The organism is Arthrobacter sp. EpRS71, from assembly GCF_001512285.1.
Classification (GTDB): Bacteria; Actinomycetota; Actinomycetes; order Actinomycetales; family Micrococcaceae; genus Arthrobacter.
This window is the reverse complement of record NZ_LNUV01000001.1, coordinates 223,853-246,498: the sequence shown is the minus strand read 5'-3', so window position 1 is coordinate 246,498 and position 22,646 is coordinate 223,853. Positions and strand designations below refer to the sequence as shown.

At 62.2% G+C, this 22,646-nt stretch carries 23 protein-coding genes; 10 read left to right on the top strand and 13 right to left on the bottom strand.

Annotated features, from left to right (window positions below):
• The first annotated feature begins 42 nt into the window (after positions 1 to 42).
• The 3 genes from AR689_RS01110 to AR689_RS01100 all read left to right on the top strand — a co-directional run bounded on the left by AR689_RS01110 (position 43) and on the right by AR689_RS01100 (position 4,154).
• Positions 43 to 1,992, top strand: a complete 1,950-nt coding sequence (locus AR689_RS01110; protein ID WP_062065605.1) for an FAD-binding monooxygenase — start codon at positions 43 to 45, stop codon at positions 1,990 to 1,992.
• A 480-nt stretch (positions 1,993 to 2,472) separates the two neighbouring features.
• Positions 2,473 to 3,780 (top strand): MFS transporter, encoded by a 1,308-nt coding sequence (locus AR689_RS01105; RefSeq protein ID WP_062066076.1) that lies wholly within the window; start codon positions 2,473 to 2,475, stop codon positions 3,778 to 3,780.
• A gap of 113 nt (positions 3,781 to 3,893) precedes the next feature.
• Complete coding sequence (locus tag AR689_RS01100) at positions 3,894 to 4,154, top strand: hypothetical protein (protein WP_062065600.1); 261 nt, start codon at positions 3,894 to 3,896, stop codon at positions 4,152 to 4,154.
• Between the two features lie 17 nt (positions 4,155 to 4,171).
• Here AR689_RS01100 and AR689_RS01095 read toward each other — a convergent pair whose 3' ends face one another.
• Both AR689_RS01095 and AR689_RS01090 read right to left on the bottom strand, forming a co-directional pair.
• Entirely contained in the window at positions 4,172 to 4,528 is a 357-nt protein-coding gene (locus AR689_RS01095) for a TraR/DksA family transcriptional regulator (RefSeq protein WP_062065597.1), read from the bottom strand.
• Between the two features lie 6 nt (positions 4,529 to 4,534).
• On the bottom strand, positions 4,535 to 5,017 hold the full coding sequence (locus AR689_RS01090) for a pyridoxamine 5'-phosphate oxidase family protein (protein WP_062065594.1): 483 nt from the start codon (positions 5,015 to 5,017) through the stop codon (positions 4,535 to 4,537).
• Between the two features lie 251 nt (positions 5,018 to 5,268).
• Between AR689_RS01090 and AR689_RS01085 the strand changes: the two genes are divergently transcribed.
• Complete coding sequence (locus tag AR689_RS01085) at positions 5,269 to 5,709, top strand: hypothetical protein (RefSeq protein ID WP_197412774.1); 441 nt, start codon at positions 5,269 to 5,271, stop codon at positions 5,707 to 5,709.
• A gap of 90 nt (positions 5,710 to 5,799) precedes the next feature.
• Here AR689_RS01085 and AR689_RS01080 read toward each other — a convergent pair whose 3' ends face one another.
• The 5 genes from AR689_RS01080 to AR689_RS01060 all read right to left on the bottom strand — a co-directional run bounded on the left by AR689_RS01080 (position 5,800) and on the right by AR689_RS01060 (position 11,053).
• Complete coding sequence (locus AR689_RS01080) at positions 5,800 to 6,420, bottom strand: dihydrofolate reductase family protein (protein WP_062065591.1); 621 nt, start codon at positions 6,418 to 6,420, stop codon at positions 5,800 to 5,802.
• Positions 6,421 to 6,521: 101 nt separating this feature from the next.
• The gene (locus tag AR689_RS01075) at positions 6,522 to 6,917 is read right to left on the bottom strand and encodes a hypothetical protein (RefSeq protein ID WP_062065588.1); all 396 of its coding nucleotides are present in this window, start codon (positions 6,915 to 6,917) and stop codon (positions 6,522 to 6,524) included.
• 131 nt (positions 6,918 to 7,048) lie between these two features.
• Positions 7,049 to 9,187, bottom strand: coding sequence for an iron ABC transporter permease (locus tag AR689_RS01070; protein ID WP_082697719.1), 2,139 nt, complete (start codon positions 9,185 to 9,187; stop codon positions 7,049 to 7,051).
• 10 nt (positions 9,188 to 9,197) lie between these two features.
• The gene (locus AR689_RS01065) at positions 9,198 to 10,172 is read right to left on the bottom strand and encodes an ABC transporter substrate-binding protein (protein ID WP_062065582.1); all 975 of its coding nucleotides are present in this window, start codon (positions 10,170 to 10,172) and stop codon (positions 9,198 to 9,200) included.
• Positions 10,173 to 10,228: 56 nt separating this feature from the next.
• A complete protein-coding gene (locus AR689_RS01060; protein ID WP_062065579.1) occupies positions 10,229 to 11,053 on the bottom strand; it encodes an ABC transporter ATP-binding protein in 825 nt (274 codons plus the stop codon).
• Positions 11,054 to 11,157: 104 nt separating this feature from the next.
• Here AR689_RS01060 and arfB point away from each other — a divergent pair, with 104 nt between their 5' ends.
• Positions 11,158 to 11,577 carry an alternative ribosome rescue aminoacyl-tRNA hydrolase ArfB gene (arfB, locus tag AR689_RS01055; protein ID WP_062065576.1) on the top strand — a complete coding sequence of 140 codons (420 nt, stop codon included), beginning with the start codon at positions 11,158 to 11,160 and terminating at the stop codon, positions 11,575 to 11,577.
• Here arfB and AR689_RS01050 read toward each other — a convergent pair.
• Positions 11,574 to 11,960 (bottom strand): nuclear transport factor 2 family protein, encoded by a 387-nt coding sequence (locus tag AR689_RS01050; RefSeq protein ID WP_062065573.1) that lies wholly within the window; start codon positions 11,958 to 11,960, stop codon positions 11,574 to 11,576. The two genes, arfB and AR689_RS01050, sit on opposite strands and share 4 nt — an antisense overlap.
• Before the next feature lie 216 nt (positions 11,961 to 12,176).
• Between AR689_RS01050 and AR689_RS01045 the strand changes: the two genes are divergently transcribed.
• Complete coding sequence (locus AR689_RS01045) at positions 12,177 to 14,750, top strand: excinuclease ABC subunit UvrA (RefSeq protein WP_231745393.1); 2,574 nt, start codon at positions 12,177 to 12,179, stop codon at positions 14,748 to 14,750.
• Here AR689_RS01045 and AR689_RS01040 read toward each other — a convergent pair whose 3' ends face one another.
• From AR689_RS01040 to AR689_RS23625, 3 genes are all read right to left on the bottom strand, one after another.
• On the bottom strand, positions 14,751 to 16,499 hold the full coding sequence (locus tag AR689_RS01040) for a pyruvate dehydrogenase (protein ID WP_062065567.1): 1,749 nt from the start codon (positions 16,497 to 16,499) through the stop codon (positions 14,751 to 14,753).
• A gap of 87 nt (positions 16,500 to 16,586) precedes the next feature.
• The gene (locus AR689_RS01035) at positions 16,587 to 16,925 is read right to left on the bottom strand and encodes a DUF3846 domain-containing protein (RefSeq protein ID WP_231745392.1); all 339 of its coding nucleotides are present in this window, start codon (positions 16,923 to 16,925) and stop codon (positions 16,587 to 16,589) included.
• A 125-nt stretch (positions 16,926 to 17,050) separates the two neighbouring features.
• Complete coding sequence (locus AR689_RS23625) at positions 17,051 to 17,185, bottom strand: hypothetical protein (RefSeq protein ID WP_286158866.1); 135 nt, start codon at positions 17,183 to 17,185, stop codon at positions 17,051 to 17,053.
• Between the two features lie 155 nt (positions 17,186 to 17,340).
• Here AR689_RS23625 and ligD point away from each other — a divergent pair, with 155 nt between their 5' ends.
• The 3 genes from ligD to AR689_RS01020 all read left to right on the top strand — a co-directional run bounded on the left by ligD (position 17,341) and on the right by AR689_RS01020 (position 20,236).
• Entirely contained in the window at positions 17,341 to 18,585 is a 1,245-nt protein-coding gene (gene ligD / locus AR689_RS01030; protein ID WP_062065564.1) for a non-homologous end-joining DNA ligase, read from the top strand.
• A 21-nt stretch (positions 18,586 to 18,606) separates the two neighbouring features.
• Positions 18,607 to 19,875, top strand: a complete 1,269-nt coding sequence (locus AR689_RS01025) for a cation:proton antiporter (protein WP_231745391.1) — start codon at positions 18,607 to 18,609, stop codon at positions 19,873 to 19,875.
• A gap of 157 nt (positions 19,876 to 20,032) precedes the next feature.
• Positions 20,033 to 20,236: a cold-shock protein gene (locus AR689_RS01020; protein ID WP_014921815.1), complete on the top strand. Its 204-nt coding sequence runs from the start codon at positions 20,033 to 20,035 to the stop codon at positions 20,234 to 20,236.
• A gap of 68 nt (positions 20,237 to 20,304) precedes the next feature.
• Here the strand turns inward: AR689_RS01020 and AR689_RS01015 are convergent, their stop codons facing one another.
• Together AR689_RS01015 and AR689_RS01010 are read right to left on the bottom strand one after the other, a co-directional pair.
• The gene (locus tag AR689_RS01015; protein WP_062065558.1) at positions 20,305 to 21,501 is read right to left on the bottom strand and encodes an NAD(P)/FAD-dependent oxidoreductase; all 1,197 of its coding nucleotides are present in this window, start codon (positions 21,499 to 21,501) and stop codon (positions 20,305 to 20,307) included.
• A gap of 4 nt (positions 21,502 to 21,505) precedes the next feature.
• Positions 21,506 to 21,712 carry a hypervirulence associated TUDOR domain-containing protein gene (locus AR689_RS01010; protein ID WP_062065555.1) on the bottom strand — a complete coding sequence of 69 codons (207 nt, stop codon included), beginning with the start codon at positions 21,710 to 21,712 and terminating at the stop codon, positions 21,506 to 21,508.
• A 118-nt stretch (positions 21,713 to 21,830) separates the two neighbouring features.
• On the opposite strand from AR689_RS01010, the gene AR689_RS01005 reads away from it, so the two are divergent.
• Positions 21,831 to 22,643 (top strand): MBL fold metallo-hydrolase, encoded by an 813-nt coding sequence (locus AR689_RS01005; RefSeq protein ID WP_062065552.1) that lies wholly within the window; start codon positions 21,831 to 21,833, stop codon positions 22,641 to 22,643.
• Positions 22,644 to 22,646: the final 3 nt, after the last annotated feature.

The following is a 22,646-nucleotide window of genomic DNA, read 5'->3' as shown; positions in this document are numbered from 1 at the left end:
CATACCCCAATGCAGCAGCCCACAAAGAAGTGAGGAAAGCCCGTGCAGTTTCACCATCACGGTTATGTATCCGGTGACCCGCGAGTTGAGCCAGCCGCCGGCGTAGGAATTGACCGCCCGGCCGAGCTTCCTGACGAGGTTGATGTTCTCATCGTGGGCACCGGCCCTGCGGGCATGCTCACGGCGGCGCAGCTCTCACAGTTCCCGGACATCACCACGCGAATCATTGAACGTCGCCCCGGGCGTCTGGCCATCGGTCAGGCTGACGGCATTCAGGCCCGCAGCGTGGAGACATTCCAAGCCTTCGGATTTGCCGAGCGCATCATCGCGGAGGCGTACCGGATCACGGAGATGGCGTTCTGGAAGCCGGATCCGGCCGATCATTCCCGGATTGTCCGGGCAGCACGAGCTGTGGATGACCCCGCTGGAATCAGCGAATTCCCACACTTGATCGTGAACCAGGCCCGGGTACTGGACTACTTCGCTGAATTCATGGCCAACTCCCCCGCACGCATGACGCCGGATTATGGCTACGAGTTTCACGGTCTCAACGTCACAGGCGAGGGTGACTACCCGGTTGAGGTGACCCTGGGTCGCACCTCCGGGCCCAACGAAGGCCAGCAGCGCATCATCCGCGCCAAGTACGTGGTGGGTGCCGACGGCGCGCGCAGCAAGGTTCGTGAATCGATCGGCTGTCACCTGGCCGGCGATCAGGCCAACCACGCCTGGGGCGTCATGGATGTGCTCGCGGTGACCGATTTTCCGGATATCCGCACCAAATGTGCAATCCAGTCCGGCACGGGCGGCAGCATCTTGTTAATCCCCCGCGAGGGTGGACACCTGTTCCGCATGTACGTGGACCTGGGCGAAGTCAACCCCAATGACAAGGGCGCCGTGCGCCAGACCACCATTGAGCAAATCATCCAAAAAGCCAACGACATCCTCCACCCGTACACATTGGATGTTCGCAACGTGGCGTGGCACAGCGTGTACGAGGTAGGTCACCGGCTCACGGACAGGTTCGACGACGTCCTGCCGGAGGAGCGCGGTACGCGCACCCCGCGAGTGTTCATCACCGGCGATGCATGCCACACCCACAGCGCCAAAGCGGGGCAAGGGATGAACGTGTCCATGCAGGACGGTTTCAACATCGGCTGGAAGCTCGGCCACGTGCTGGAGGGCCGCAGCCCTGAAAGCCTGCTGGACACGTACTCGGCCGAGCGCCAGGTGGTGGCCAAGAACCTCATCGATTTCGACAAGCAGTGGTCCACGTTGATGGCGAAGAAGCCCGAAGAGTTCGAAGACCCAGCTGAACTGGAAACGTTCTACACCAGCACCGCCGAGTTCCCGGCCGGCTTCATGACCCAATACGCGCCTTCAATGCTCGTTGCCGAGGCGCAGCACCAGGACCTCGCCACCGGCTTCCCCGTGGGTAAGCGCTTCAAATCGGCGCCGGTCCAGAGGGTTTGCGACACCAACCCCATGCACCTGGGCCACCATGCCAAAGCAGACGGACGCTGGCGCATCTATGTCTTTGCCGACGCAGCGCAAGCAGGCGCCGACGGCCCTGTGGCGGACTTCGCCGAGTGGATCGCGAACTCGCCGGACTCGCCGCTGGCCGCGGCGCCGTCGGACGCTGACCGTGACGCCTGGTTCGACGTGAAGGTGATCTACCAACAGGACCACACCACCGTGGACATCAACGCCGTACCCGCGGCGTTTAAGCCCACCGTTGGACCGTTCAAGCTCACCTACCTTGAAAAGGTGTTTGGCACCGACCCCAACGCTGACATCTTCGACCTCCGGGGCATCAGCCGCGGCGGCGTCGTGGTCGTGGTACGCCCGGACCAGTACGTCGCCAACGTGTTGCCTTTGACAGCGACGGCGGAACTTGGACGGTTCTTCTCGCCGTTGCTGTCGATGCAGCGCGAGGGCAGGAAACCGACAGCGGGTATGGACGTAACTGCCGGCTTGGTGAGCAACCAGGCGTAGGGATTGGCAGGAGTGCCGGGGAGCCCCAGTGGGGTTTCCCGGCATTTGCCGGCAAGGATCCGCCGGCCACGGGATAGAGATATCGACTGGAACAGGACCATCGCCACTAACCTCAAGCATTACCAGCCCGAATACCGGACGGTGGTGCTCGAGCGGCTCCATGGACACGCACGACTCAGCCAAGGCTGAATCAGTGGTTTTTCCAATGTCCTCAGCTCGCTCAAGTCGGTGGGCGCCAGGTTGGTGGTCTTTGATACGGCAGGATCGCGGAAGAATTGCTGCGCCGTGCCGCTTGCAGGCTTCGGTGTTCCCGCGTTCGCGTGAACTCCGGATCTTTTCCCGGACATGATGGCTGGGCCATTGAGCGCCGGGATGTCAGCGAGGGGGCAGCCTCCCCTGACACCGCAGCCAGTCACGAAAATTAGCCGGCAGTCACCGGAATCCCTGGCGGAGTACGGGACACGGGACGAGAATTGGCTGGTGGTCACTCCCGGCACCGGTGAGGGCGGCGACACCCTGAATGATGCCGCCCGAAAGATCCAACGCGTCTACCTGACATTGACGCTTGGCAATACCGTGGCGGCGTCCTTCATATGGGGTATCAACACCCTTTTCCTCCTGGACGCTGGCCTGAGTAATCTGGAGGCGTTTGCCGCCAATGCCTTCTTCACTGTTGGCATGGTTCTTTTCGAAGTTCCCACGGGCGTTATAGCAGACGGCTGGGGGCGTCGTGTCTCGTTCCTGCTGGGGACGGTGACGTTGGCCGTATCCACCTACCTTTATTTCGTGATGTGGCAGATCTCCGCGCCGTTCTGGATGTGGGCCGTTGTCTCTGTCCTCCTGGGCCTCGGCTTCACGTTCTTTTCCGGCGCTGTGGAGGCGTGGCTCGTCGATGCCCTGCGCTTTTCGGGCTACCACGGCGGATTGGAACCGGTGCTGGGCCGCGGGCAGATGGTCCAGGGTGTAGCGATGCTGCTTGGTTCAGTGGCCGGCGGGGTGATAGCCCAGGCAACCAACCTTGGCGTGCCGTTCCTCCTTCGCGTGTTGGTGCTGCTTGGCATGTTTGCTGTCGCTTTCGGACTCATGCACGACGTCGGGTTCTCACCTGAGCGTTCAACGCACCCCCTCCGCGCCACGCGCGCGGTGCTGTCGGCATCGATCGAGAACGGATTGAAGAACCCGCCCGTCCGCTACGTGATGTTGGCAGCGCCCTTCAGCGCTGGCGTCGGGTTCTATGTCTTCTACGCACTGCAGCCGTACCTGCTGGACCTTTTTGGCGACCCCAAAGCGTATTCCATCGCTGGTTTGGCTGCTGCGATAGTCGCCGGTTCGCAGATCCTTGGGGGCTGGCTCGCCCCGCACGCACGGCAAATGTTCCACAAGCGAACATCCGTGCTCATCCTCAGCGCAGTGGTGAGCGCCCTCATCCTGCTGGTCTTGGGATTCACGCGGATCTTCTGGGTGGCCCTGGTTCTGCTCGCATTGTGGGCCGTTGTGGGTTCCGCGGCCACGCCCGTCCGGCAAGCGTACGTGAACGACATGATCCCGTCCAAGCAGCGAGCCACCGTCCTGAGTTTTGATTCGCTGATGGGTTCCAGCGGCGGCGTAGTGATCCAGCCTGCCTTGGGCCGGGGAGCTGATCTTTACGGTTATCCGGCATCACTGGCAATATCGGGCGTCGTCGAGCTCATAGCTGTTCCGTTCCTGCTGGCCAGCAGGAAGCAGGGCGCAGCGGCCGACCGGGCCAGCACGGCCGAAACCGCATCAGACAAGGACTCCCTGCCTTGAGCATGGTGTTCGGAACCGGCGAGTCTCCGACTCGAACGCCGCTCATTGCTGCGAATGCGCCGATGGTACGGAAGACTGGCATGTACCACCACTACTGAAAGCGCGGTTGCCACGTGATCTCCCTGCACCAGGACGCCCAAGGATTCATCCGGATGAAACGGCACTTTCCCGCCAGCGCCGAGGTGTCCGTGGTTTTTTCCGACGGGACCGAGGAGGTCTTCACCGCACGGCGGCTGAACGAAATCTATGACGAAGCACTGGCGAGCTACCGGGCGGCGAATCATCTGGACGCCAAGGGCTTTGACCGGGGACCCAAGAAGAAGGTCCAGCAGGGCATTGAATTCGTTCCGGTGTCACCGGGCATGTCCAGCTGAACCAACGTCTTCGTCAGTCAATGTCGCTTACCTGAGGCATGGTCGACGCAAAAGGGAGTCCATGGCCTGGCCTCAAGCCTGCCCTCGGGAATGGCTACGCCGCAAACCGCACACTGCCCGTAGGTTCCGTCCGCTATCCTGGCCAGCGCCTCTTCGATCTGCTCCAATCCAACCCGGCTTTGGCCCATGAGGGCAGATGCCTGAGATAGCTCGAACGCTATGGTGCTGCCCTCGGGATCGTGTTCATCGTCCACGTTGGAGTCCTGCCGGGCGAGACTGACGGAGGTAATGTCGCTTCGCAGCGCCTTCAGCAGTTCGAGTTTGCGATTCCGTTCGTCCTCCAGGAGAACCCGAAACCGCTCGGCATCAACCACGGCGGCTTATAATTCCACGGTGCCGCTCTCGCCCACGCTGAAACGCGAATTTGTGACCTTGGACTTGACCCATTGAAGAACGGTAGCAGCCGTTCCGCCCGGGCTGGTCCAGTACTCTGCTGAGTCCGAGTCAACGCGCAGCAGGCAAACCTCAGGGGTGTCAGGGCCATCGGGGAACCACGCCTCCACCACCTGGTTCCACATCTCGTGGATCTTCTGCCGATCTGTGACAACCTCCGCTGTTCCTGCCACGGAGACCCACTCGGTCTTCTTGCCGAAGGAAACGTTGACTCGCGGATCCTGGCGTACGTGGGCAACCTGCGATGTTCCCAGTCCCGTAAAGAACCACATGTCGCCGTCGTCCTTGACTTCCTGAACGGCCAAGGGCCGGCTGACCAATGCGCCGGACTCGTTGACGGTGGTCAGCATTCCGATCTTGGAGTCGTTGATGATGTCGGTGACTTTGCTGATGGCTTGTTCTTCAGTCATACGGGCCTCACTTCTCCTCGTGCCTGGACTCAACTTCGCGTCCTAGGGGTCGTTCCCCATAGCTACCCTATTAGTAAGGCTACTGATTTGCTAGGCGGACGAGGAATGTCGCTGGCAGGCCAAAAAGCAGAGCGCGTGGTTTTCAGGGAATCATGCTGTGGCTTCATCCGTTCTCTTTGATAGTGACCTGCCGACGGAGGTCAGGCCTGCGCCGCGGGGCAGGAAAAACGACGGGAAGTTTGGGGACTGCCATGACGTTAAGCGAAACCATTGACCGCCTGAGGACCGCGCATCTTATGGTCCGGGACGCCAACGAGTGGGACGGACTGACAGCTGCCCTCGCGGACGCCTACCGCCGCCAGGACGACGACCTCATAGAGCAGCTGCAGCCGCCATTTCTCCAGTCATGGCGAACAGTCACCCACTACGTCCTGCGGGATACTTTCGATGCAGCAGGTATTTCCGTGACCGACCACAGCCGACCCTGGGGAATTGCAACCCTGACGGCCAACGGTGTCAGCCGCGAACCGGTCCTCTGCCGAATGGACCCGACTGTCCCGCAGCACGCTGAAGGCACCGCTGCCGAAGGACCGGAGTTGCTCACTTTCGCCGAAGTCATGACGTACTACGCAGAGTGCATGGCACCGCTGCTCGAACACGCCAGTGGCCAGCAGACGCAATACGCCAGGTAGCCCAGCACTCCAGCTTGCCCAATACCGCTTCTCCTGTGGAGGGTACTTAAGGAGTTTCCGGCGTTGACTTGGACGTGGACTCACAGGTAATCAGCCCTGCCTTGCCGGCGGCGGCCCATCAATCACAGTGGGAACGTACTCCAGCAACTGAGACCTGCCATCGAACGTCCGGCTCTCCACCAGCTCCAGGGAAACGTCCGGGTACCCGTCGAAGATCCGCTCGCTTCCGGTCCTGCCGGTGATCACGGGAAAGATCACCAGGCGATATCTGTCCACCAGCCCGGCCATCAGCAGGGAACGGCAGAGGCTCGGACTGCCCAGCGTGCTGAAGGTACCGGATCTGGTCCTCTTCAATTCCCGAACGGCCTCCACAGCGTCACCGGAAATCAGCTCCGAGTTTGGCCACACCAAGGGTTCTTTCAACGTGGAGGAAAAGATGATCTTGGGCATGGCGGCCAAACCGCCCAAGCTGGCACCCTCTTCCTCCGAAAACCCGGAGCTGTCTTCAGACGCTTGCTCCGACATGCTGGACATCACCCGATACGTGGTGGCCCCCATGATGGTGGTGAATTCTTTCCTTCCCTCCTCATCAAGCCAGGCCAAGTATTCCGGGCCTTCCAACCCCCACCAGCCTGGCCACCCTTCGGCAGAAGCGTAGCCGTCCAGGGAAATGATCAAGTCCACCATCAACGTTGCGGTGGTCTCACTCATAGCAGCCTCCTCCATTTAGCCGTGCGCGTTGACCGCGCGCGGGAAACGCTAGTCCTGAGCGATCAGCTGTTCAAGAGGCCCTGGCTGGAGGAAGATCCGGGCTAGAGGAGGAGAAGTACGAATCCTCCGAGGGTGCTGAGTATCCCAACCCCAGTGAGGATCCAGCCCAGAATCAACACCGTGTTGTCGTGGCGGGGCGGCCTGAGCGAGCACCGGGACGGATGGCAGAGGTCATAGTGGACCACCACGGTGCCGGGATCAATGCTGTCCTCCCGAGCAGGAATGTCCAGGAGGACTTTTTGTTCCTCGTTCGACTGATCCTGCCACTGCAGTCCCAGGAAGCCGCCTGCGGCGAATTGTTTTCCATCTGCGGTGGCCCAGACGCAACGACGCTTGGCAATGATCCATGCGCTGATCAACAATGGCACGCCCGGAACGAACCCCACCCACGTCATCATTTCCAGGATGGGGCCAAGGACATCCAGGGAACCGGCCATGACTCGATCCTATGCGGCTGGCGACGCGGATCGAGACTCTCTTTCAGGGCTATGGCCAGGAAGTCAGGAAATGACTCCGGCTCCAGCGCGTGCCTCCTCTCGCCAACCCGTATCCGGACGTCGCTAAACGATCAGACGGTGCGGTCCACGCGGGAACGCCACAGCAAATACACGAAGTAGGGCGCACCCACCAACGCCGTCATGATTCCAGCGGGTATCTGCGCCGGTGCGATCAGCGTGCGGCCGATGGTGTCAGCCAGCACCACCGTGGAGGCGCCAATCAGTGCGGCAACCGGCAGGACACGGGAGTGTCGTGCGCCAACCAAAGTGCGGGCCGCATGCGGTGCCACAAGCCCAACGAAGGCAATGACGCCTACCGAAGAGACGGCTCCAGCGGTCAAGAGTACCGCCACGGAAAGGAGGAGCAGCCGGGACCCGGACAGCCCGATTCCCAGCACACGGGGAGAGTCGTCATCCACTGCAATCAGGTCCAGATCACGGCGCATGCCCGCGAGCACGGGCAGGGCAAGCACCAAGGCCAGCAGCGGGGGCAGAACTGAGGCGAAGTTGCGGCCGTAGGTAGAGCCAGACAGCCAGGTCAGGGCTTTTGTCTGGTTGAACGGGTCAGTGGTCACCAGAAGAACAGTGATGGCGGCTGCCAGCCCTGCGGAAATGCCAATGCCGATCAAGACCAGCTTGTTCTGTTGAAGCCCGCCCCGGAAAGCCAGTCCGAAGACCAGCAGCGCGGACAATGCCGCTCCCCCGAGCGCGGAGCCGGTAATCACCCAGGACCCTGCTGTGGGGACAGTGGTGATGACGATGATTGCTGCGAGGCCGCCACCGCCGGAGACGCCAAGGATTCCGGGCTCGGCCAGGGAATTGCGGGACACCGCTTGAATCAAGGCGCCGGCCAGAGCCAAAGCAGCTCCGGCGAGTACGGCGGCAAGGACACGCGGCATCCGGGTGCCCAGTACAGCGCTGACGCGGTTTCCGGATTGACCTGTGAGCCAATTGACCAGATCCCCCAGGAGCAGCTTCGCGTCGCCCAGCAGTGCTCCGGCCACCAGCAAACCGGTGAGCAAAACCAAGAGCCCGATCACCACGCCAAGGAAGAACCTGCGGGATCGAAGCTTTGCCAGGGCGTCACCGGCACCACTCAATCCGGCGTCGGACATCCGCATGGCCAGGATGACAAGGAATACGGCGCCGAAGACTGTGGTGACCGCGCCGGTGGGCACTTCAACCCCCGCCTGGGCGCCGAAAAGTCCACGAACCAGCACGTCCGCGCCGATCACAACCACTGCACCGGCCAAGCCGGAGATGGGCAGCAGTGTTCTGTGCCGGCCCAGTCCGCGAAGTCGGGAGGCCAGCAGGCGCACGATGGCAGGCGCGCACAGGCCCACGAAACCGATCGGACCGGCGATGGTCACAGCAGCAGCGGACAGGACCACGGCAAGCACGACGGCGCCGACCCGGGCCAGGCGCGGATCCGCACCGGCCAGCCTCGAGGCGTCGTCGCCCAGACCCAAAAGATCCATCCGTCGGGCCAAGAGAAAGAGGCCGGCGATGGCCAGAAGAACCACCGGTGTGAACTGGATCAGTTCGTCGGTGCGTGACTGCGCGAGGCTGCCTTGGCCCCAGGCGTAAAGGCCAGTTGTCTCCTGGCTGAACAACAGAAGGAGGGCACTGGTGGCTGAATGCAACCCCAGGGCAAGTGCCGTACCGGCCAGCACCAAACGGATGGGACCGCCATTTCCGTTCGCACCACCGCCGGACAAGGCAAGCACCAGCACTGCCGCGGCGAGGCCGCCGATGAACGCGATGCCACCGGACAAGACGGCCGGAAGTGTCAGGCCGAACGCGGCCACAGCAACAATCGCGAAATGTGCGCCGGCGTTGACAGCCAGCGTGTCAGGGGAAGCAAGGACGTTGCGGGTGGCCGACTGCAAGGCTGCGCCGGCCACCCCCAACGCGATACCGACCAGCAGGCCGGCGAAAAGGCGCGGCACCCGCGAGGCAAGCAACACTGCGGTTTCCTGGTCTGTTCCGTCTCCGGCGAGAAGCCCCAACAACTGGAAAGGGCCGACGTCGGCCGTTCCTTGAGTCAGGTGAATCATGGAAAACAGGGCCAGAATAACTACTCCAACGCCAGCCACCACGGCTGGGCCGGAACGAAAGCGGCCACCTCGTCCGGACGGCGAGGTTGGTACGGGAGCACCTGCCACGGCCGTGGGTACGGTCATGGCGGGCCTCTTCACAGTGTCGGTCATGCGGGTGGGACTACTTGGTCAGGGACGCGACGATCGCGTCGACGTACTGGGTCATCGAGGCAGGGCCGCCGAACATCCAGATGCCGTCAGAAAGGCGGTGCACCTTGCCGGCTGAGACGAAGGGGAGGGATTTCCAGACAGCGTTGTCGGTCAACTGTTCGGTGAAATCGCCGTCGGCACTGTTGGTGATGTACACGAAGTGGTCGGCGGTGACAGCGGTCAGGCCTTCGACGTCGGTGGAGCCCAGGCCGTAAGCCGGATCGCCTTGAACCGTCCACGGGTTCACGAGGCCAAGTTCAGTGTTGATATCGGCCAGCAGGGAACCCTTGGTGAACGGGCGGATGGAGACCTTGCCGTCAGCTACCCAGCCATCGGCGAAAGCTACGCGGGATCCGCCGAGTCCGGCCTTCTCAAGGTCAGCTTTGCCCTTGGCGACGGCGGCATCGAATGCGGCGATGGCGTCGTCGGCCTTTTTCTCGGTGCCGGTTGCCTTGGCGACGAGCTTCAGGTTGTCCTCGGCCTGCGCAATCTGGCGGCTGCCATCGGCGGACTTCACTACAACCACAGGAGCCAACTCTTCGAGTTGTTTGATGACGGGCTCGGCGAGGTCGGTGGTGGCGACGATCAGGTCAGGATCCAACGACGCGATGGTATCGAAGCTGGGCTCGTTGCGGGTTCCGATGTCCGTGGGGGTGCTGTCCAGCTTGCCGGCGGTAACCCACGCGCTGTAACCCTTGACGTCTGCGACGCCCACTGGCATGACGCCGAGAGTGGTCAGGTTCTCCACCACGTTCCATTCAGTGCCCACTACACGCTTGGCAGGGCCGTCGAGCTTTACTTCAGTGCCGCGGGCATCGGTCACGGTGATGGCTCCTCCGGCAGCGGCGGTGTTTGATGCCGAGCTTGCGGGGCCTTCGGTGGTGCCGCAGCCGGTGAGCAGGACTGCCAGTGCGGCAGTGGCCGCAAGGGCCTTGTGGATCTTCATGGACGCGGGGTCCCTTTCGTGGTGGGGATTGACTCGTTGTGGTGACGCTTGGGGGTCTAGCTATTGCTGTGCCGACCCACCGCGCGAGTGCGCAGCCGGCCGGTCAGCGGGTCTGTGTGGGTGACGATGGGGATGGAGTAGACCTCGCTCAGGAGCGCTGCGTCGAGGGCCTCATGAGCCGGCCCGGCGGCTGCGATGCGGCCTTCGGAGAGCACCACCACGTGATCGGCCAATGCGGCGGCCTCATCGAGATCGTGCAGAACAACACCAATGGCCACGCCATGAACGCGGGCGAGGTCGTGCACGAGGTCGAAAATCTCCACCTTGTAGCGCAGGTCCAGGTGGTTTGTCGGCTCGTCGAGCAGCAGGACGGACGTGTCCTGCGCGAGGCAGCTTGCCAGCCACACGCGCTGAAGCTGCCCTCCGGACAGTTCGTGGACGCCACGGCTCCCAAGCTCAGCAACACCCGTCAGCTCCATGGCGCGGTGGACGGCGGCCGGGCCCTCCGGATCGGCGGCACGCCACCGTCCGCGGTACGGATGGCGGCCGAACTCGACAACATCACGAACACTCAGGCCGTGCGGCACGGGACGGCTCTGGGATAGCAACGTCACATGCCGGGCGAAATCGCTGCGCTTCATCATGAGGGCGTCACTGGCTTCACCGTCAGCGGGTCGAACCGTCACAGAACCGGATGATGCCTCGTGCAAACGGGCCAGGGCCCGCAGAAGTGTGGACTTGCCGCTGCCATTCGGACCCACCAGGGCTACGATGCGGCCCGGTTCCAGCCTGAGGCCCGCGCCGTGCACCACGTCCTTGTCCCCGTAACGGAGGACGAGGTCCGCGGCTTCAAGGCCGGAGAGTTCGTTCAGTTCAATCACAAAATGAAAGATTAGCTTAGGCTTACCTAATTCCTAAAAACGTGTCTGTGGATGTCCTCGCATGGATGCCCCCATGAACGTCCGGGACGTGCGAGGCTTGTTCCATGGACCTGGAAATCCCGCCCTTGCTGACGATTCCCGCGTCGGAGCTTGGCTGGCGCTTTTCGCGTTCGTCGGGTCCGGGCGGTCAACACGTCAACACCACCGACAGCCGCGCAGAATTGCTGTGGAATGTCGCCGATTCCTCCGCGCTGACAGATGAGCAAAGGCTGCTGCTGCTCAGGCGCCTCGGAGCAAAACTGGTGGCGGGAGTCATCACAGTCACAGCCTCCGAGGAACGGTCCCAACTTCGTAACCGCGAGCTTGCCTTGGCCAAGCTGGCCCGGCTCATCAGCAATGGCCTGGTCCCGGAAACCGTCCGCCGCCCCTCCAAGCCGACCAAGGGCTCTGCCCGGCGCCACCGCGTGGCAAAGGAGCACAGGTCGGCAACCAAACAGCAACGACGCCGGCCCGCGGTCGACTAGCCGCCGCTGATCTCCACCCACTCGGCGCGCCACTGCGGAGCTGGGAAGGGCTCGCTCCAGTACGCCGTCTCCTTGGCAATCCTGCCGTCCCGGAACTCGAAGATGAACACCGTCTGGTACTGAGGTCCGTCGTAATCCAGCAGCGCTTCTGCCACCACTAGATCCCCGCCGCTGAGTAGTCGGCGGGGCGTGATGGTGGGCAACTGCGGAAAAGCGTTGTAAATCCCCCGGCGATTCCCGGCGCCGAGCACAATTTCCCCGGACTGCGGCCAGTGCATCACCGCGTCATCATGGAACAGCTCATCCATGACGTCAATACGGCGTTCGTTGATGCAGTCGATCAGCCGCTTGACCACGTTTTCATTGCCACTTTGATCTGCCATAAACCGCATTGTCCTCCTGGGTGGAGGCCCGCGCTACGGAAGGTGGAAGTTCATTCTGCGGCTCGACATTCCGGAAGGGGTCACGGCCGGGGTCGACATGCCGGACGGAACACGTTACGCGGCAGCGGCCGGGGAGCATGAATTCCGCGCCATGGGATCATCCCTGACCGGGCTCGCCGAAGCGCGCCGGCTCGTGGGGCCGATAGAGTCATGTCAATGGACAGTGAACTGACAATCGCCCGGCAGCCCGGCAGCATCCAGCCGACACCACAGTCGGCAGAGTCCGAGGACGGATTCGTCAGAGTCCGCGGAGCCCGCGAAAACAACCTCCGAAACGTGGACGTGGACGTGCCCCGCGATGCAATCGTCGCGTTCACCGGAGTCTCAGGCTCCGGAAAATCGTCTCTGGCGTTCGGCACCATTTTTGCCGAAGCCCAACGCCGCTACTTCGAATCCGTGGCACCTTACGCCCGGCGCCTCATCCAACAGGGCCACAACCCCAAGGTGGAATCCATCACGGGGCTGCCTCCCGCCGTCGCCCTTCAACAGCGCCGCGGCACGGCAACCGCACGTTCCAGTGTTGGCACGCTGACCACACTATCCAACTCACTACGCATGCTCTTCTCCCGAGCCGGAAGTTATCCCGAAGGGGCCAGCCAGCTGGACTCTGATGCATTCTCCCCCAACACTGCAGCTGGCGCCTGCCCCGAGTGCCACGGACTCGGTGTTGCCCACACGGTCACCGAAGAGTCCCTGGTTCCGGACCCTTCACTCAGCATCCGGGATGGTGCGATCGCCGCGTGGCCCGGCGCCTGGCAAGGCAAGAACCTCCGTGACATCCTCACTCACCTGGGCTATGACGTCGACACGCCGTGGCGGAAGCTCCCCAGGAAGGACCGCGACTGGATCCTCTTCACCGAAGAGCAGCCCGTCGTGGAAGTGACACCGCAACGCGACCGAGTCGCCAAACCGTACAAGGGTCGGTTCTGGAGCGCCAAAAGCTATGTGCTCCACACCCTGGCCGACTCGAAAAGCTCCTCGATGCGTGACAGGGTATTGCGCTTCATGGAAACGGGGCAGTGCCCGCGATGTGGTGGCAGCGGGCTCCGGCCGGAAGCACTGGCCGTTACCTTCGCCGGAAAAACCATCGCCGAGCTCAACTCCCTGCCGATGACAGAACTGGCCGACATCATCCGCCCCACCACGCAATTGACAGCGGCCAGCACAGCCTCGCGTACCCAGACCTCCGGGGAAGTCAACGAGGTAGCCCTCGCCATCACCCGCGATCTCCTGGGCCGGGTCAACGTACTCCTTGAGCTGGGGCTGGGCTACCTGGCGCTGGGTCGCCCAACACCAACGCTCTCCCCCGGTGAGATGCAACGACTCCGGATCGCCACGCAGCTGCGGTCCGGGCTGTTCGGTGTCATCTACGTACTTGATGAACCATCTGCCGGACTTCATCCAGCCGATGCCGAGCCGCTCCTGGCTGTGCTGGATCAGCTCAAAAGCTCCGGTAACTCGGTGTTCGTGGTGGAGCACAACATGGACTTGGTCAGGGCGGCCGACTGGTTGGTGGATGTTGGGCCGCACGCAGGCGAGGGTGGAGGAGAAATCCTCTACAGCGGCCCTGTAAGCGGACTGGCGGATGTCCAGGAGTCCGTGACGCGCCCCTTCTTGTTTCCTGACCGTAGTCTTGGCGCCGAAAGTGCCGAGGCAACTCACGACGACGGTGTGGTGGCCGCCGGAACCGGTCCAGCCTCGCCCAGGCCACCGAAGGAATGGCTCACCTTACACAACGTCAACAGGCACAACCTTCGCGACGTCCATGCAGAGTTCCCGCTGGGCGTCCTCACAGCAGTGACAGGGGTGTCCGGATCGGGTAAGTCCACCCTGGTCAGCCACGTTCTTGCGGAGGTGGTGGGGGCTGCGCTGCATCCGGAGGCCCTCGATGCAGACATCCCGCCGATGCCGGACGCTGTGGGACTCATTTCCGGGCTGCACCAGTTGGATCGGCTCGTGAAGGTCGATCAGAAGCCCATCGGCCGGACCCCCCGCTCCAACCTGGCCACCTACACAGGGCTCTTCGACGGAGTCCGGAAGGAATTCGCCGCCACTCCGGACGCCCGTTCACGAGGTTTCGGGGCTGGACGGTTCTCCTTCAACGTGGCTGGCGGCCGCTGCGAAACCTGCCAAGGAGAAGGCTTTGTTGCAGTAGAACTTCTGTTCCTGCCGGGGAGTTACGGTCCCTGCCCCGAATGCCACGGCTCACGATTCAATCCGGAAACCTTGGAAGTCACCTACCGTGGACGCAATATTGCCGAAGTCCTGGGCATGACGGTGAACGCAGCGTCCGAATTCCTGGCTGATCTCCCCGGCGTTGCCCGTAGCCTCCAAACCCTTCGCGAGGTGGGCTTGGGCTATCTCCGGCTGGGCCAACCCGCCACGGAACTTTCCGGGGGCGAAGCACAGCGCATCAAACTCGCCTCCGAGCTGCAGCGCATCCAACGCGGCCACACCCTTTATTTGCTGGACGAGCCCACCACCGGATTGCACCCTGCCGATGTTCAACTTCTGATGGCCCAATTGCACAGGCTGGTGGACGCCGGCAACACGGTGATCGTGGTGGAGCATGAGATGGACGTTGTCGCAGGCGCCGACTGGGTGATCGATCTAGGCCCCGGCGGCGGCGACGCCGGCGGCAGGGTGATGGTCGCAGGCCCGCCAGCCGTCGTCGAGCGTTCCGAAACGAGCCGGACAGCACCCTACCTGGCCGCCGCCCGCCAGCTGTAGCTAGCGCCGGGGAATATTCCGCAGGTTGCTGCGCGCCATGCTGACAGCCTCCCCGGCGCCGCGGTTCAGCACCACTTTGGACATGGCGGTCGCAAAGCCGATGACCTGGGACCCGGAAATCTTCGGTGGGATGGACAACGCGTTGGGGTCGGTAATGAGCTCCACCAGTGACGGACCAGGATGAGCAAACGCGGCCCGGTACGCCGCTTCGACGTCAGCGGGATCCGTAACGCGGACAGCGTGGAAACCCAAGGCCTTGGCCACCGCCGCATAGTTGGCGTCCGGTACGTCCACTCCGAAGTCGGGAAGGCCGTCCACCAGCATCTCCAGCTTGACCATGCCCAGGGTTGAGTTGTTGAAGACCACAACGTTCACCGGCAGCCGGTGCGCGGCCACGGTGATCAGCTCGCCCAGCAACATGGACAGTCCCCCGTCTCCGGAAACGGAAATGACCTGCCGTCCGGGATAGGCAAGCTGCGCGCCGATCGCGTGCGGGAGTGCATTGGCCATGGATCCGTGGAGGTACGAGCCGATCAGCCGACGCGTTCCCAGCGGATTGATGTAGCGCGCCGTCCAGACGTTGCACATGCCGGTATCAGCCGTGAAGACGGCATCCTCGGCCGCAACCTGGTCAAGCAGCGACGCAGCGTACTCCGGGTGGATGGGCTGCTTTTTCTCCACCTTGCGCGTGTAGGCGCCCACAGCTTTGTTCATCAGACGGTCATGCTTCTTCAGCATCTGGTCAAGGAAGCGCCGGTTCTTCTTCGGCGTCACCAGCGGCAGCAGTGCCGTCAACGTTGGCAGGACGTCGCCATGGACTGCAATGTCGACGTCGGTCCGCCTCCCCAACCGCTGTGCGGCGCGGTCAACCTGGGCCGTCCGGGTGTCCGGGAGGAATTGGTCGTAGGGAAAGTCGGTGCCAAGCATGATCAGCAGGTCCGCGTCTTCAATGCCCTCAGCCGCGGCACCATAGCCCAGCAGCCCGGTCATCCCAATATCGAAAGGGTTGCTGTACTGGACAAAGTCCTTGCCCCGCAGGGAATGGCCGATAGGGGCGTTAATACGTTCAGCCAGGGCGATCAGTTCATCATGGGCGCCCGCAACACCTGCCCCGGCGAAAATGGCGACCTTTCCGGCGTCGTTAATGGCGTCCGCCAGTTCGCGGACGCTTGCCGGGTCCGGAATCAAGGCGGCCGGTCGGAACGTGGCCGGAAGCGGAGTTGGGGCCGTAGCCTCAAGCCCGGCGATGTCGCCAGGCAAGGTGACCACCGCGACTCCCCCAAGACCAATAGCGTTCTGGATGGCGCTGTGCATCACCCGCGGTGCTTGCTCGGCGGTACTGATCATTTCCGAATACACAGAGCACTCGTTGAACAAGCGGTCCGGATGGGTTTCCTGGAAGAAGCCACTGCCAATCTGCTTGCTGGGGATGTGTGAGGCGATGGCAAGCACCGGCGCTCCGGTGCGGTTGGCGTCATACAGCCCATTGATCAGGTGCAGGTTGCCGGGGCCGCATGAGCCCGCGCAGACCGCCAGCTTTCCCGTCAGTTGAGCCTCTGCAGCAGCAGCAAAGGCAGCAGCTTCCTCATGGCGTACATGGATCCAGTCGATACCGCCCTTCGCGGAGCCTCCTGTTTGCCGGACAGCGTCCACGATTGGATTCAGGCTGTCGCCCACAATTCCGTAGATGCGCTGCACCCCGGCAGCCTGGAGTTGTTCGATGAGTTGGGTGGCAAGTTCCTTGGCCATGGTGTGCAGGCTCCCTCAAAGGTGGTGGTGGGCTGACAGGGCCAATATAGTCGGCCCGTCCCGGCCTCACCTGGGAACGCCCGCTTCTTAAGCTGCCAGCCGAGTCTGGAACAGCCGCTCCGCCAAGCTCAGCAGATGGCCCGGCACATCCTGGTCCGTGCCGTTACTTCCATGACCAAGGAAAACGGCGGTGCCGCTGACGGTGTCCTCCATGGGGGTTCCTGCCTCCCTGATCAAAACCTCAGCCCGCGGGTTCGGTGGCAAAGGAATGTGGATCGCTTGGTCGTTCAGGAGAACGTGCCATCCACGGCCTGAAATGGCTTCAACATTTCCCTCCACGAGTGACTGCCGCATTTCCATAGCGGGCTCAATGCGCTCCACCCGGATGCATTCATTGATGCGCGCAGGTATTATAAGAACAGTCATTAATTGCTGCATGCCTTTAACTTCCGATTCAATCACTTTTCAGTGCTCGTTTCTGCAAACCTGGTGCAGGACGCGCGGGCTGTCGGCCCTCCGGCCTTCGCGCGCGGCGCAGCCCCTCCTTGGACTTACCGTTGGTTCTTTCTTGGCTTGGAAAAGACGTTATCGCCGCCTTCGGCCTTTGCTCTCTTTTCGGCACGCTTTTCGAGAATTGTCTTACCAGTCTTTTTCGACTTGGCACTGCTGGGTGATTTGCCGGACATTTTCTGCTCCTTCAGTATTTTCGGTATGACATCACCATACCTACTTATATTTTTAAAGCCAGTTTCCAAATTCCACGGCCCCGGATTCACAGTTTCTTAGCCTTTCCTCCCCCGCAACTCTGGCTGGGAGGGCTGGTAATTGCTAGCGTGGCCGCATGAACCCGTCGAAGCCCCCGGCCGAGATCCTCGAGATCGCCGGCCATGAGGTCCGCATCTCCAATCCGGACAAAGTGGTGTTTCCCGAGCCAGGGGTGACCAAGCTCGATCTGGTGAACTATTACCTTGCCGTCGCAGAAGGGGCACTGCGTGGCGCAGGCGGACGGCCCATGGTGCTCAAGCGCTTCCCCAAAGGCATCGACGCCGAACCGTTCTTTCAGAAACGCGTGCCAGAGAACCACCCTGGCTTTATTGACACGGCAACCCTCCACTACTCATCCGGCACCTCGGCCGAGGAAACGGTCATCCGTGACGCCGCAGGCCTTGCATGGGTAGTGAATCTCGGATGCCTGGACCTCAATCCGCACCCCGTGCGCGCAGAGGACCTTGACCATCCCGACGAGCTCCGGGTGGACCTGGACCCCATGCCGGGAGTCGACTGGTCCCGGATTGTGGACACCGCCTACGTCGCACAGGAGGTTCTGGACGACGTCGGACTGGTGGGCTGGCCGAAGACCAGTGGATCCCGCGGGCTCCACATCCTGGTCCGCATCGCACCCCACTGGTCCTATCGGGAGGTGCGCCTCGCCGCAGAAACCCTTGCCCGCGAAGTGGAGAACCGCGCTCCCGGACTGGCAACGGCCAAATGGTGGAAGGAAGAACGCGGTGAAAGTGTTTTTGTGGACTTCAACCAAAACGCCAAGGACCGCACCGTTGCCTCCGCCTACTCGGTTCGTTCCCGCCCCGACGCCCGGGTCTCAACCCCGCTCACATGGGAAGAAGTGCGCTCCGCACGGCCGGAGCAGTTCACAGTCCAATCAGTACCCGCACGTTTTGCGGAATCGGGAGACCCGCACGCAGGTATCGACGACGCAGCCGGCTCGCTCGATCGGCTTCTCGCCTTGGCCGCGGAGCTTGGACCCGCAGAGAAAGCCCCCAGGAGCGGAGATGGATCAGGCCGCCGGGTGTCCGTGATGCCGCTCATCGAAGTGGCCCGGACCAAAACCAAGCCTGAGGCCGAAACTGCACTTCGGGAGTGGAAGGACCGGCATGCGGACGTTGTTTCCCTGCTGCATCCGGCCGACGTCCTCATTGACGGGATGCGGGGATCGAGTTCCCTCTGGTATCGGGTCCGTATTAATCTTCAGCACGTCCCCGAAGAGCGGCGTCCGCCCCAGGAGGAGCTGATCGCAGACTATGACCCGTGGGCGGGTAAGGAATGGCCAGTCCGGCCGGTTTCCTGAGGCTTCGAGTTATGGCGCACGGTGAGCGGTGGCGGTAGCTTTGGAGTACTTTTCCTTGAAGCAGCCGAGGTACCGGAGGCACTGCCGATGCAAGGCTTGTCCACGTCGCTGGTCCTGATCGCCCTCATGGCTGTTGTGGCCCCTCTTGCCACCCGGCTGCTTAACCGTTGGGTCAAAGTACCGATAGTGGTTTTTGAGATTGTTCTTGGAATCCTGTTCGGTCCGAGCCTCCTGGGCTGGGTCCAATCCACCGCGTTTACCGATACGCTTGCTGATTTTGGATTGGCCATGCTGTTCTTCGTGGCCGGCAACGAGATCGATTTCACAGCAATACGCGGCCGTCCCATGTACCGTGCTTCTGCTGGCTGGGTCATCTCCTTGGCGGCAGGCATCGGCGCAGGTTTTGTGCTGGTCCCCTCACCGGAGGCTGCCGTGATCGTCGGCGTCGCCCTGAGCTCCACTGCCTTGGGCGCGTTACTGCCGATTCTTCGGGACGCGGGTGCGTCCAAGTCGCCAATCGGCGTGGCCGTTACCGCGTTGGGCGCCGCTGGCGAGTTTGGTCCGTTGATAGCCATCTCGCTGTTCTTCAGTGGCAAACAACTGGGAGTGGCGTCAGGAGTTCTCCTGGGCTTCGTCCTCTTGTCCGGCGTGGCAATCTACTTTGCATCCCAAGCACGGCATACCTTGTTCCACGCCCAAGTCACTGCCACGCTGCACACCAGCAGCCAGTTCGCCATGAGGTCCATTCTGTTGATTCTCAGCACGCTGGTGGTGCTCAGCATGATTCTGGGGCTCGACATGCTGCTGGGCGCCTTCGCCGCGGGAGTCCTCTGGAAGGTCACCATAGCCCGGGCGCCTGAGGTGGACCGGAAAGTGATTGAGACGAAGATCGACGCCGTAGCTTTCGGTTTCCTGGTTCCCATCTTCTTCATCGACACCGGCATCGACTTTGATCTGGGCGCATTGACCTCCAGCCCACTGACCTTCGCCATGGTCCCGCTGTTCCTTGCCCTGTTGCTGATCATCCGCGGCGTGCCGTCCTTGCTCGCCGCACCGCCCGGCTCGAGTCGAAAGGACAAAAGTGCCCTCATGCTGTTCGGGGCCACAGCCCTGCCCATCATCGTGGCGGTGACCACCATTGGCCGGGACCACGGACTCATCACCAGTGGGATCTCCTCCGCCCTGGTAGGTGCGGGGATGCTCTCTGTACTCCTGTTTCCGTTGCTGGCGCTTCGCCGGCTACGCCGCACGGAATCGGCAGACCCCGCACAGCAAACACCAAAAGCCTGAGGCGGCGCCCGGCCGTTCCAAACCATCCTGTTTGATGTGTTGCCCGGCCAAATGTGTTGCCCCGGGCGGTACAGGCCCATAGGCTCATATCGTGAGTGGCAGGGACGGCAAACCGACCAGCGGGACCGACCGGCGACCGGGTGAAGGAAATAAAGGCATGGCAACAGGAACAGTTAAGTGGTTTAACGCTGAAAAGGGTTTCGGATTCATCGCCCCGGACGATGGAGGCCCCGACGTTTTTGCTCACTACTCAGCAATTACGTCGAGCGGATACCGTTCGCTGGAGGAGAACCAGAAAGTCCAATTCGACATCACGCAGGGCCCCAAAGGTCCGCAGGCAGAAAACATTCAACCCGCCTAGGTTCACAACATAGAGTTCACAACAAGAGACCGGCCGGGCTTGGTGGCCTGACCGGTCTCTTGGCGTCTCTACGCCCGGCCTTTAAGGATCAGGTGCCAGTAAACCTGCGGGAACATGTCGCGGTCCACCCACCAGGCAAGCCGGCTTTCCTTCCAGGTAGGCACTTTAGGGATGGTTGGCATGGGTTTGTAACCATTATCGAACTCGGCAAAGACCACAGTGTTCCGCGAAACCGTGAACGGACAGACGGAGTATCCGTTGTACTTCGCGCGGAGAGGTTCACCTTTCCGGGCCGAGAGCAGGTTCTTCGCCAGAACCTTGGTCTGCTGGCGGAGCGCCCCGCCGGCCTTCGAGTTGGAGGTACCTGCGGCGTCGCCCAGAGACCAGACGTTGGGGTACCTGGGATGCTGCAAAGTCTCCTTATCCACCTCCACAAAGCCGTACTGGTCTTCGTTAGCAGGTAAATCCGTGGCCTTGAGCCAGTCCGGCGTTGACTGGGGCGGAACGGCGTTGAGGACGTCGTACGGCAGCTCCTCTGAGGTGTGCTCCGCAATGTTGCGGATGGTGGCCACACGATGCGCAGGATCCACTGCCACGAGTTCGCTGTTGGTCCGAAGTTCAATGCCGTACTCGGCGATCTTGCGGTCAAGCTCAACGTCCACCTCGGGAACGCCGAAGACTGTGGGGTATGGCTGGACCATGACTACCCGGATGTTCTCCAGGACGCCCTGTTCCCTCCAATAATCGCAGGCCAGGTACATCGGTTTCTGGCTCGCTCCGGCGCACTTTACAGGTCCAGCGGGCATAGTGAAGATGACAGTGCCGGACGTCATGGAGCTCAAGAGCGTCCAGAGCTTGGGCGCAAGCCCAAACTCGTAGTGAGAGGAACCGTACGGTGAGTGCACTGCCTCAGCCAACCCCGGCACGGCGTCCCAGTCGTACTGCAGCCCGGGGCACACCACAAGGTGTTGGTAGGTCACCGCGGAACCGGACGCCAGCGTCACCGAGTTGGACTTCGCATCCACGTTTACGGCTTTGTCCTTGATCCACTCGACACCCTTTGGGGTTACGGACTCCTGGCTCCGGACGGCTTCTTTGACTTCCGCCCGACCGCCGGCGATATGCGAGAACAGTGGCTGGTAGAGGTGGTGTTCTTTGGGCTCGATCAGGGCGATGTCCTTGACCCCGTAACGCTTCAACCGGGCGGCCAGGGACACGCCTGCATTGCCGCCACCGATGATGGCAACCTCGTGGACGCGTTTCATGCCGCTAGCTCTTCTCAGTCAACGCGGAGCCCTTGTGCGCTGCCCTGGCGCCGGTTTTCGCTGATTCCACCACGTACTGCGGCTCGTCCTCACTGGCCACGTGCTTGTTTCCGTCCAGTTCAAAGTTGCTGGTCTTCTTTTCCACGATTTTTCCGTGCGTCTTACCCTGCGGGGTGTCCCACTCCACGCGTGTTCCCTTGCTCAGTGCCATGTCCGCTCCTAGTGTGGTGTCCCTCTCCAACTTCGACTGCTCCACAATAGTAAGCATGATGATCATTTGTGGTCACCCGGCGGAGCAAGCGGAATAACGTGCTGTGGAAGGACGCCCGATGCTGATCTGCGCTACCTGCGCCGTAGAACGCGATGAACCCGTGCCCGATCTCTGTCCGATCTGCGCCGACGAACGGCAGTACGTGCCCGAGGACGGACAGCAATGGCTCACCTTGGACGGGCTGGAGCGGGCTGGCCAGCAGACGGTGATGGAGGAAAATGAACCCGGACTCATCGGGATCAGGACAGAGCCCAAGGTCGGTATTGGCCAAACTGCCCAGCTTGTGGTGACGCCGCACGGCTCACTGCTGTGGGACCCTGTGGGTTACATCGATGACAAGGCAGTGAAACTGGTCCTTGAGCATGGTCCCGTCGTTGCAATCGCGGCCAGCCATCCTCACATGTTTGGCGTGCAGGTGGAATGGTCGCGGCGCCTTGGAAACGTCCCTGTCCTGGTGGCCGAGGCGGATCGCCACTGGCTTGGCCGCAATGACCAAAGCGTCGCCTCTTGGTCCGGCAGCATGACAATTGCCGAGGGGCTGGCCCTGCATCAGACCGGCGGTCACTTCCCGGGAAGCGCGGTGGCTCACTGGGCAACCGGAGCGGGCGGCAAAGGGGTACTGCTGACCGGCGACAGCGTCTTTCCCAACCCTGACCGGCGCACGGTTGCGTTCATGCGCAGCTATCCCAATCGTTTGCCACTGTCAGGAGCTGTGGCGTTGCGCATCGCCGCCCAGCTGGAGGAGCTGGAGTTCGATCGCATCTACGGCAACTTCAACAACGTGATAGCCGCCGGAGCGAAAACCATTCTGCAGGACTCTGCCCAGCGGCATGCAGCATGGACGCGGGGAGATTTCGACTCCCTGACGTGAATC

Bases quoted from the DNA above. Each gene is read 5' to 3' on its own strand.
- AR689_RS01090 (WP_062065594.1), bottom strand. From the start codon at position 5,017: ATGACTGAAGAACAAGCCATCAGCAAAGTCACCGACATCATCAACGAC.
- AR689_RS01085 (WP_197412774.1), top strand. From the start codon at position 5,269: ATGACGTTAAGCGAAACCATTGACCGCCTGAGGACCGCGCATCTTATG.
- AR689_RS01080 (WP_062065591.1), bottom strand. From the start codon at position 6,420: ATGAGTGAGACCACCGCAACGTTGATGGTGGACTTGATCATTTCCCTG.
- AR689_RS01075 (WP_062065588.1), bottom strand. From the start codon at position 6,917: ATGGCCGGTTCCCTGGATGTCCTTGGCCCCATCCTGGAAATGATGACG.
- AR689_RS01070 (WP_082697719.1), bottom strand. From the start codon at position 9,187: ATGACCGACACTGTGAAGAGGCCCGCCATGACCGTACCCACGGCCGTG.
- AR689_RS01065 (WP_062065582.1), bottom strand. From the start codon at position 10,172: ATGAAGATCCACAAGGCCCTTGCGGCCACTGCCGCACTGGCAGTCCTG.
- arfB (WP_062065576.1), top strand. From the start codon at position 11,158: ATGGACCTGGAAATCCCGCCCTTGCTGACGATTCCCGCGTCGGAGCTT.
- AR689_RS01050 (WP_062065573.1), bottom strand. From the start codon at position 11,960: ATGGCAGATCAAAGTGGCAATGAAAACGTGGTCAAGCGGCTGATCGAC.
- AR689_RS01045 (WP_231745393.1), top strand. From the start codon at position 12,177: ATGGACAGTGAACTGACAATCGCCCGGCAGCCCGGCAGCATCCAGCCG.
- AR689_RS01040 (WP_062065567.1), bottom strand. From the start codon at position 16,499: ATGGCCAAGGAACTTGCCACCCAACTCATCGAACAACTCCAGGCTGCC.
- AR689_RS01035 (WP_231745392.1), bottom strand. From the start codon at position 16,925: ATGACTGTTCTTATAATACCTGCGCGCATCAATGAATGCATCCGGGTG.
- AR689_RS23625 (WP_286158866.1), bottom strand. From the start codon at position 17,185: ATGTCCGGCAAATCACCCAGCAGTGCCAAGTCGAAAAAGACTGGTAAG.
- ligD (WP_062065564.1), top strand. From the start codon at position 17,341: ATGAACCCGTCGAAGCCCCCGGCCGAGATCCTCGAGATCGCCGGCCAT.
- AR689_RS01020 (WP_014921815.1), top strand. From the start codon at position 20,033: ATGGCAACAGGAACAGTTAAGTGGTTTAACGCTGAAAAGGGTTTCGGA.
- AR689_RS01015 (WP_062065558.1), bottom strand. From the start codon at position 21,501: ATGAAACGCGTCCACGAGGTTGCCATCATCGGTGGCGGCAATGCAGGC.
- AR689_RS01010 (WP_062065555.1), bottom strand. From the start codon at position 21,712: ATGGCACTGAGCAAGGGAACACGCGTGGAGTGGGACACCCCGCAGGGT.
- AR689_RS01005 (WP_062065552.1), top strand. From the start codon at position 21,831: ATGCTGATCTGCGCTACCTGCGCCGTAGAACGCGATGAACCCGTGCCC.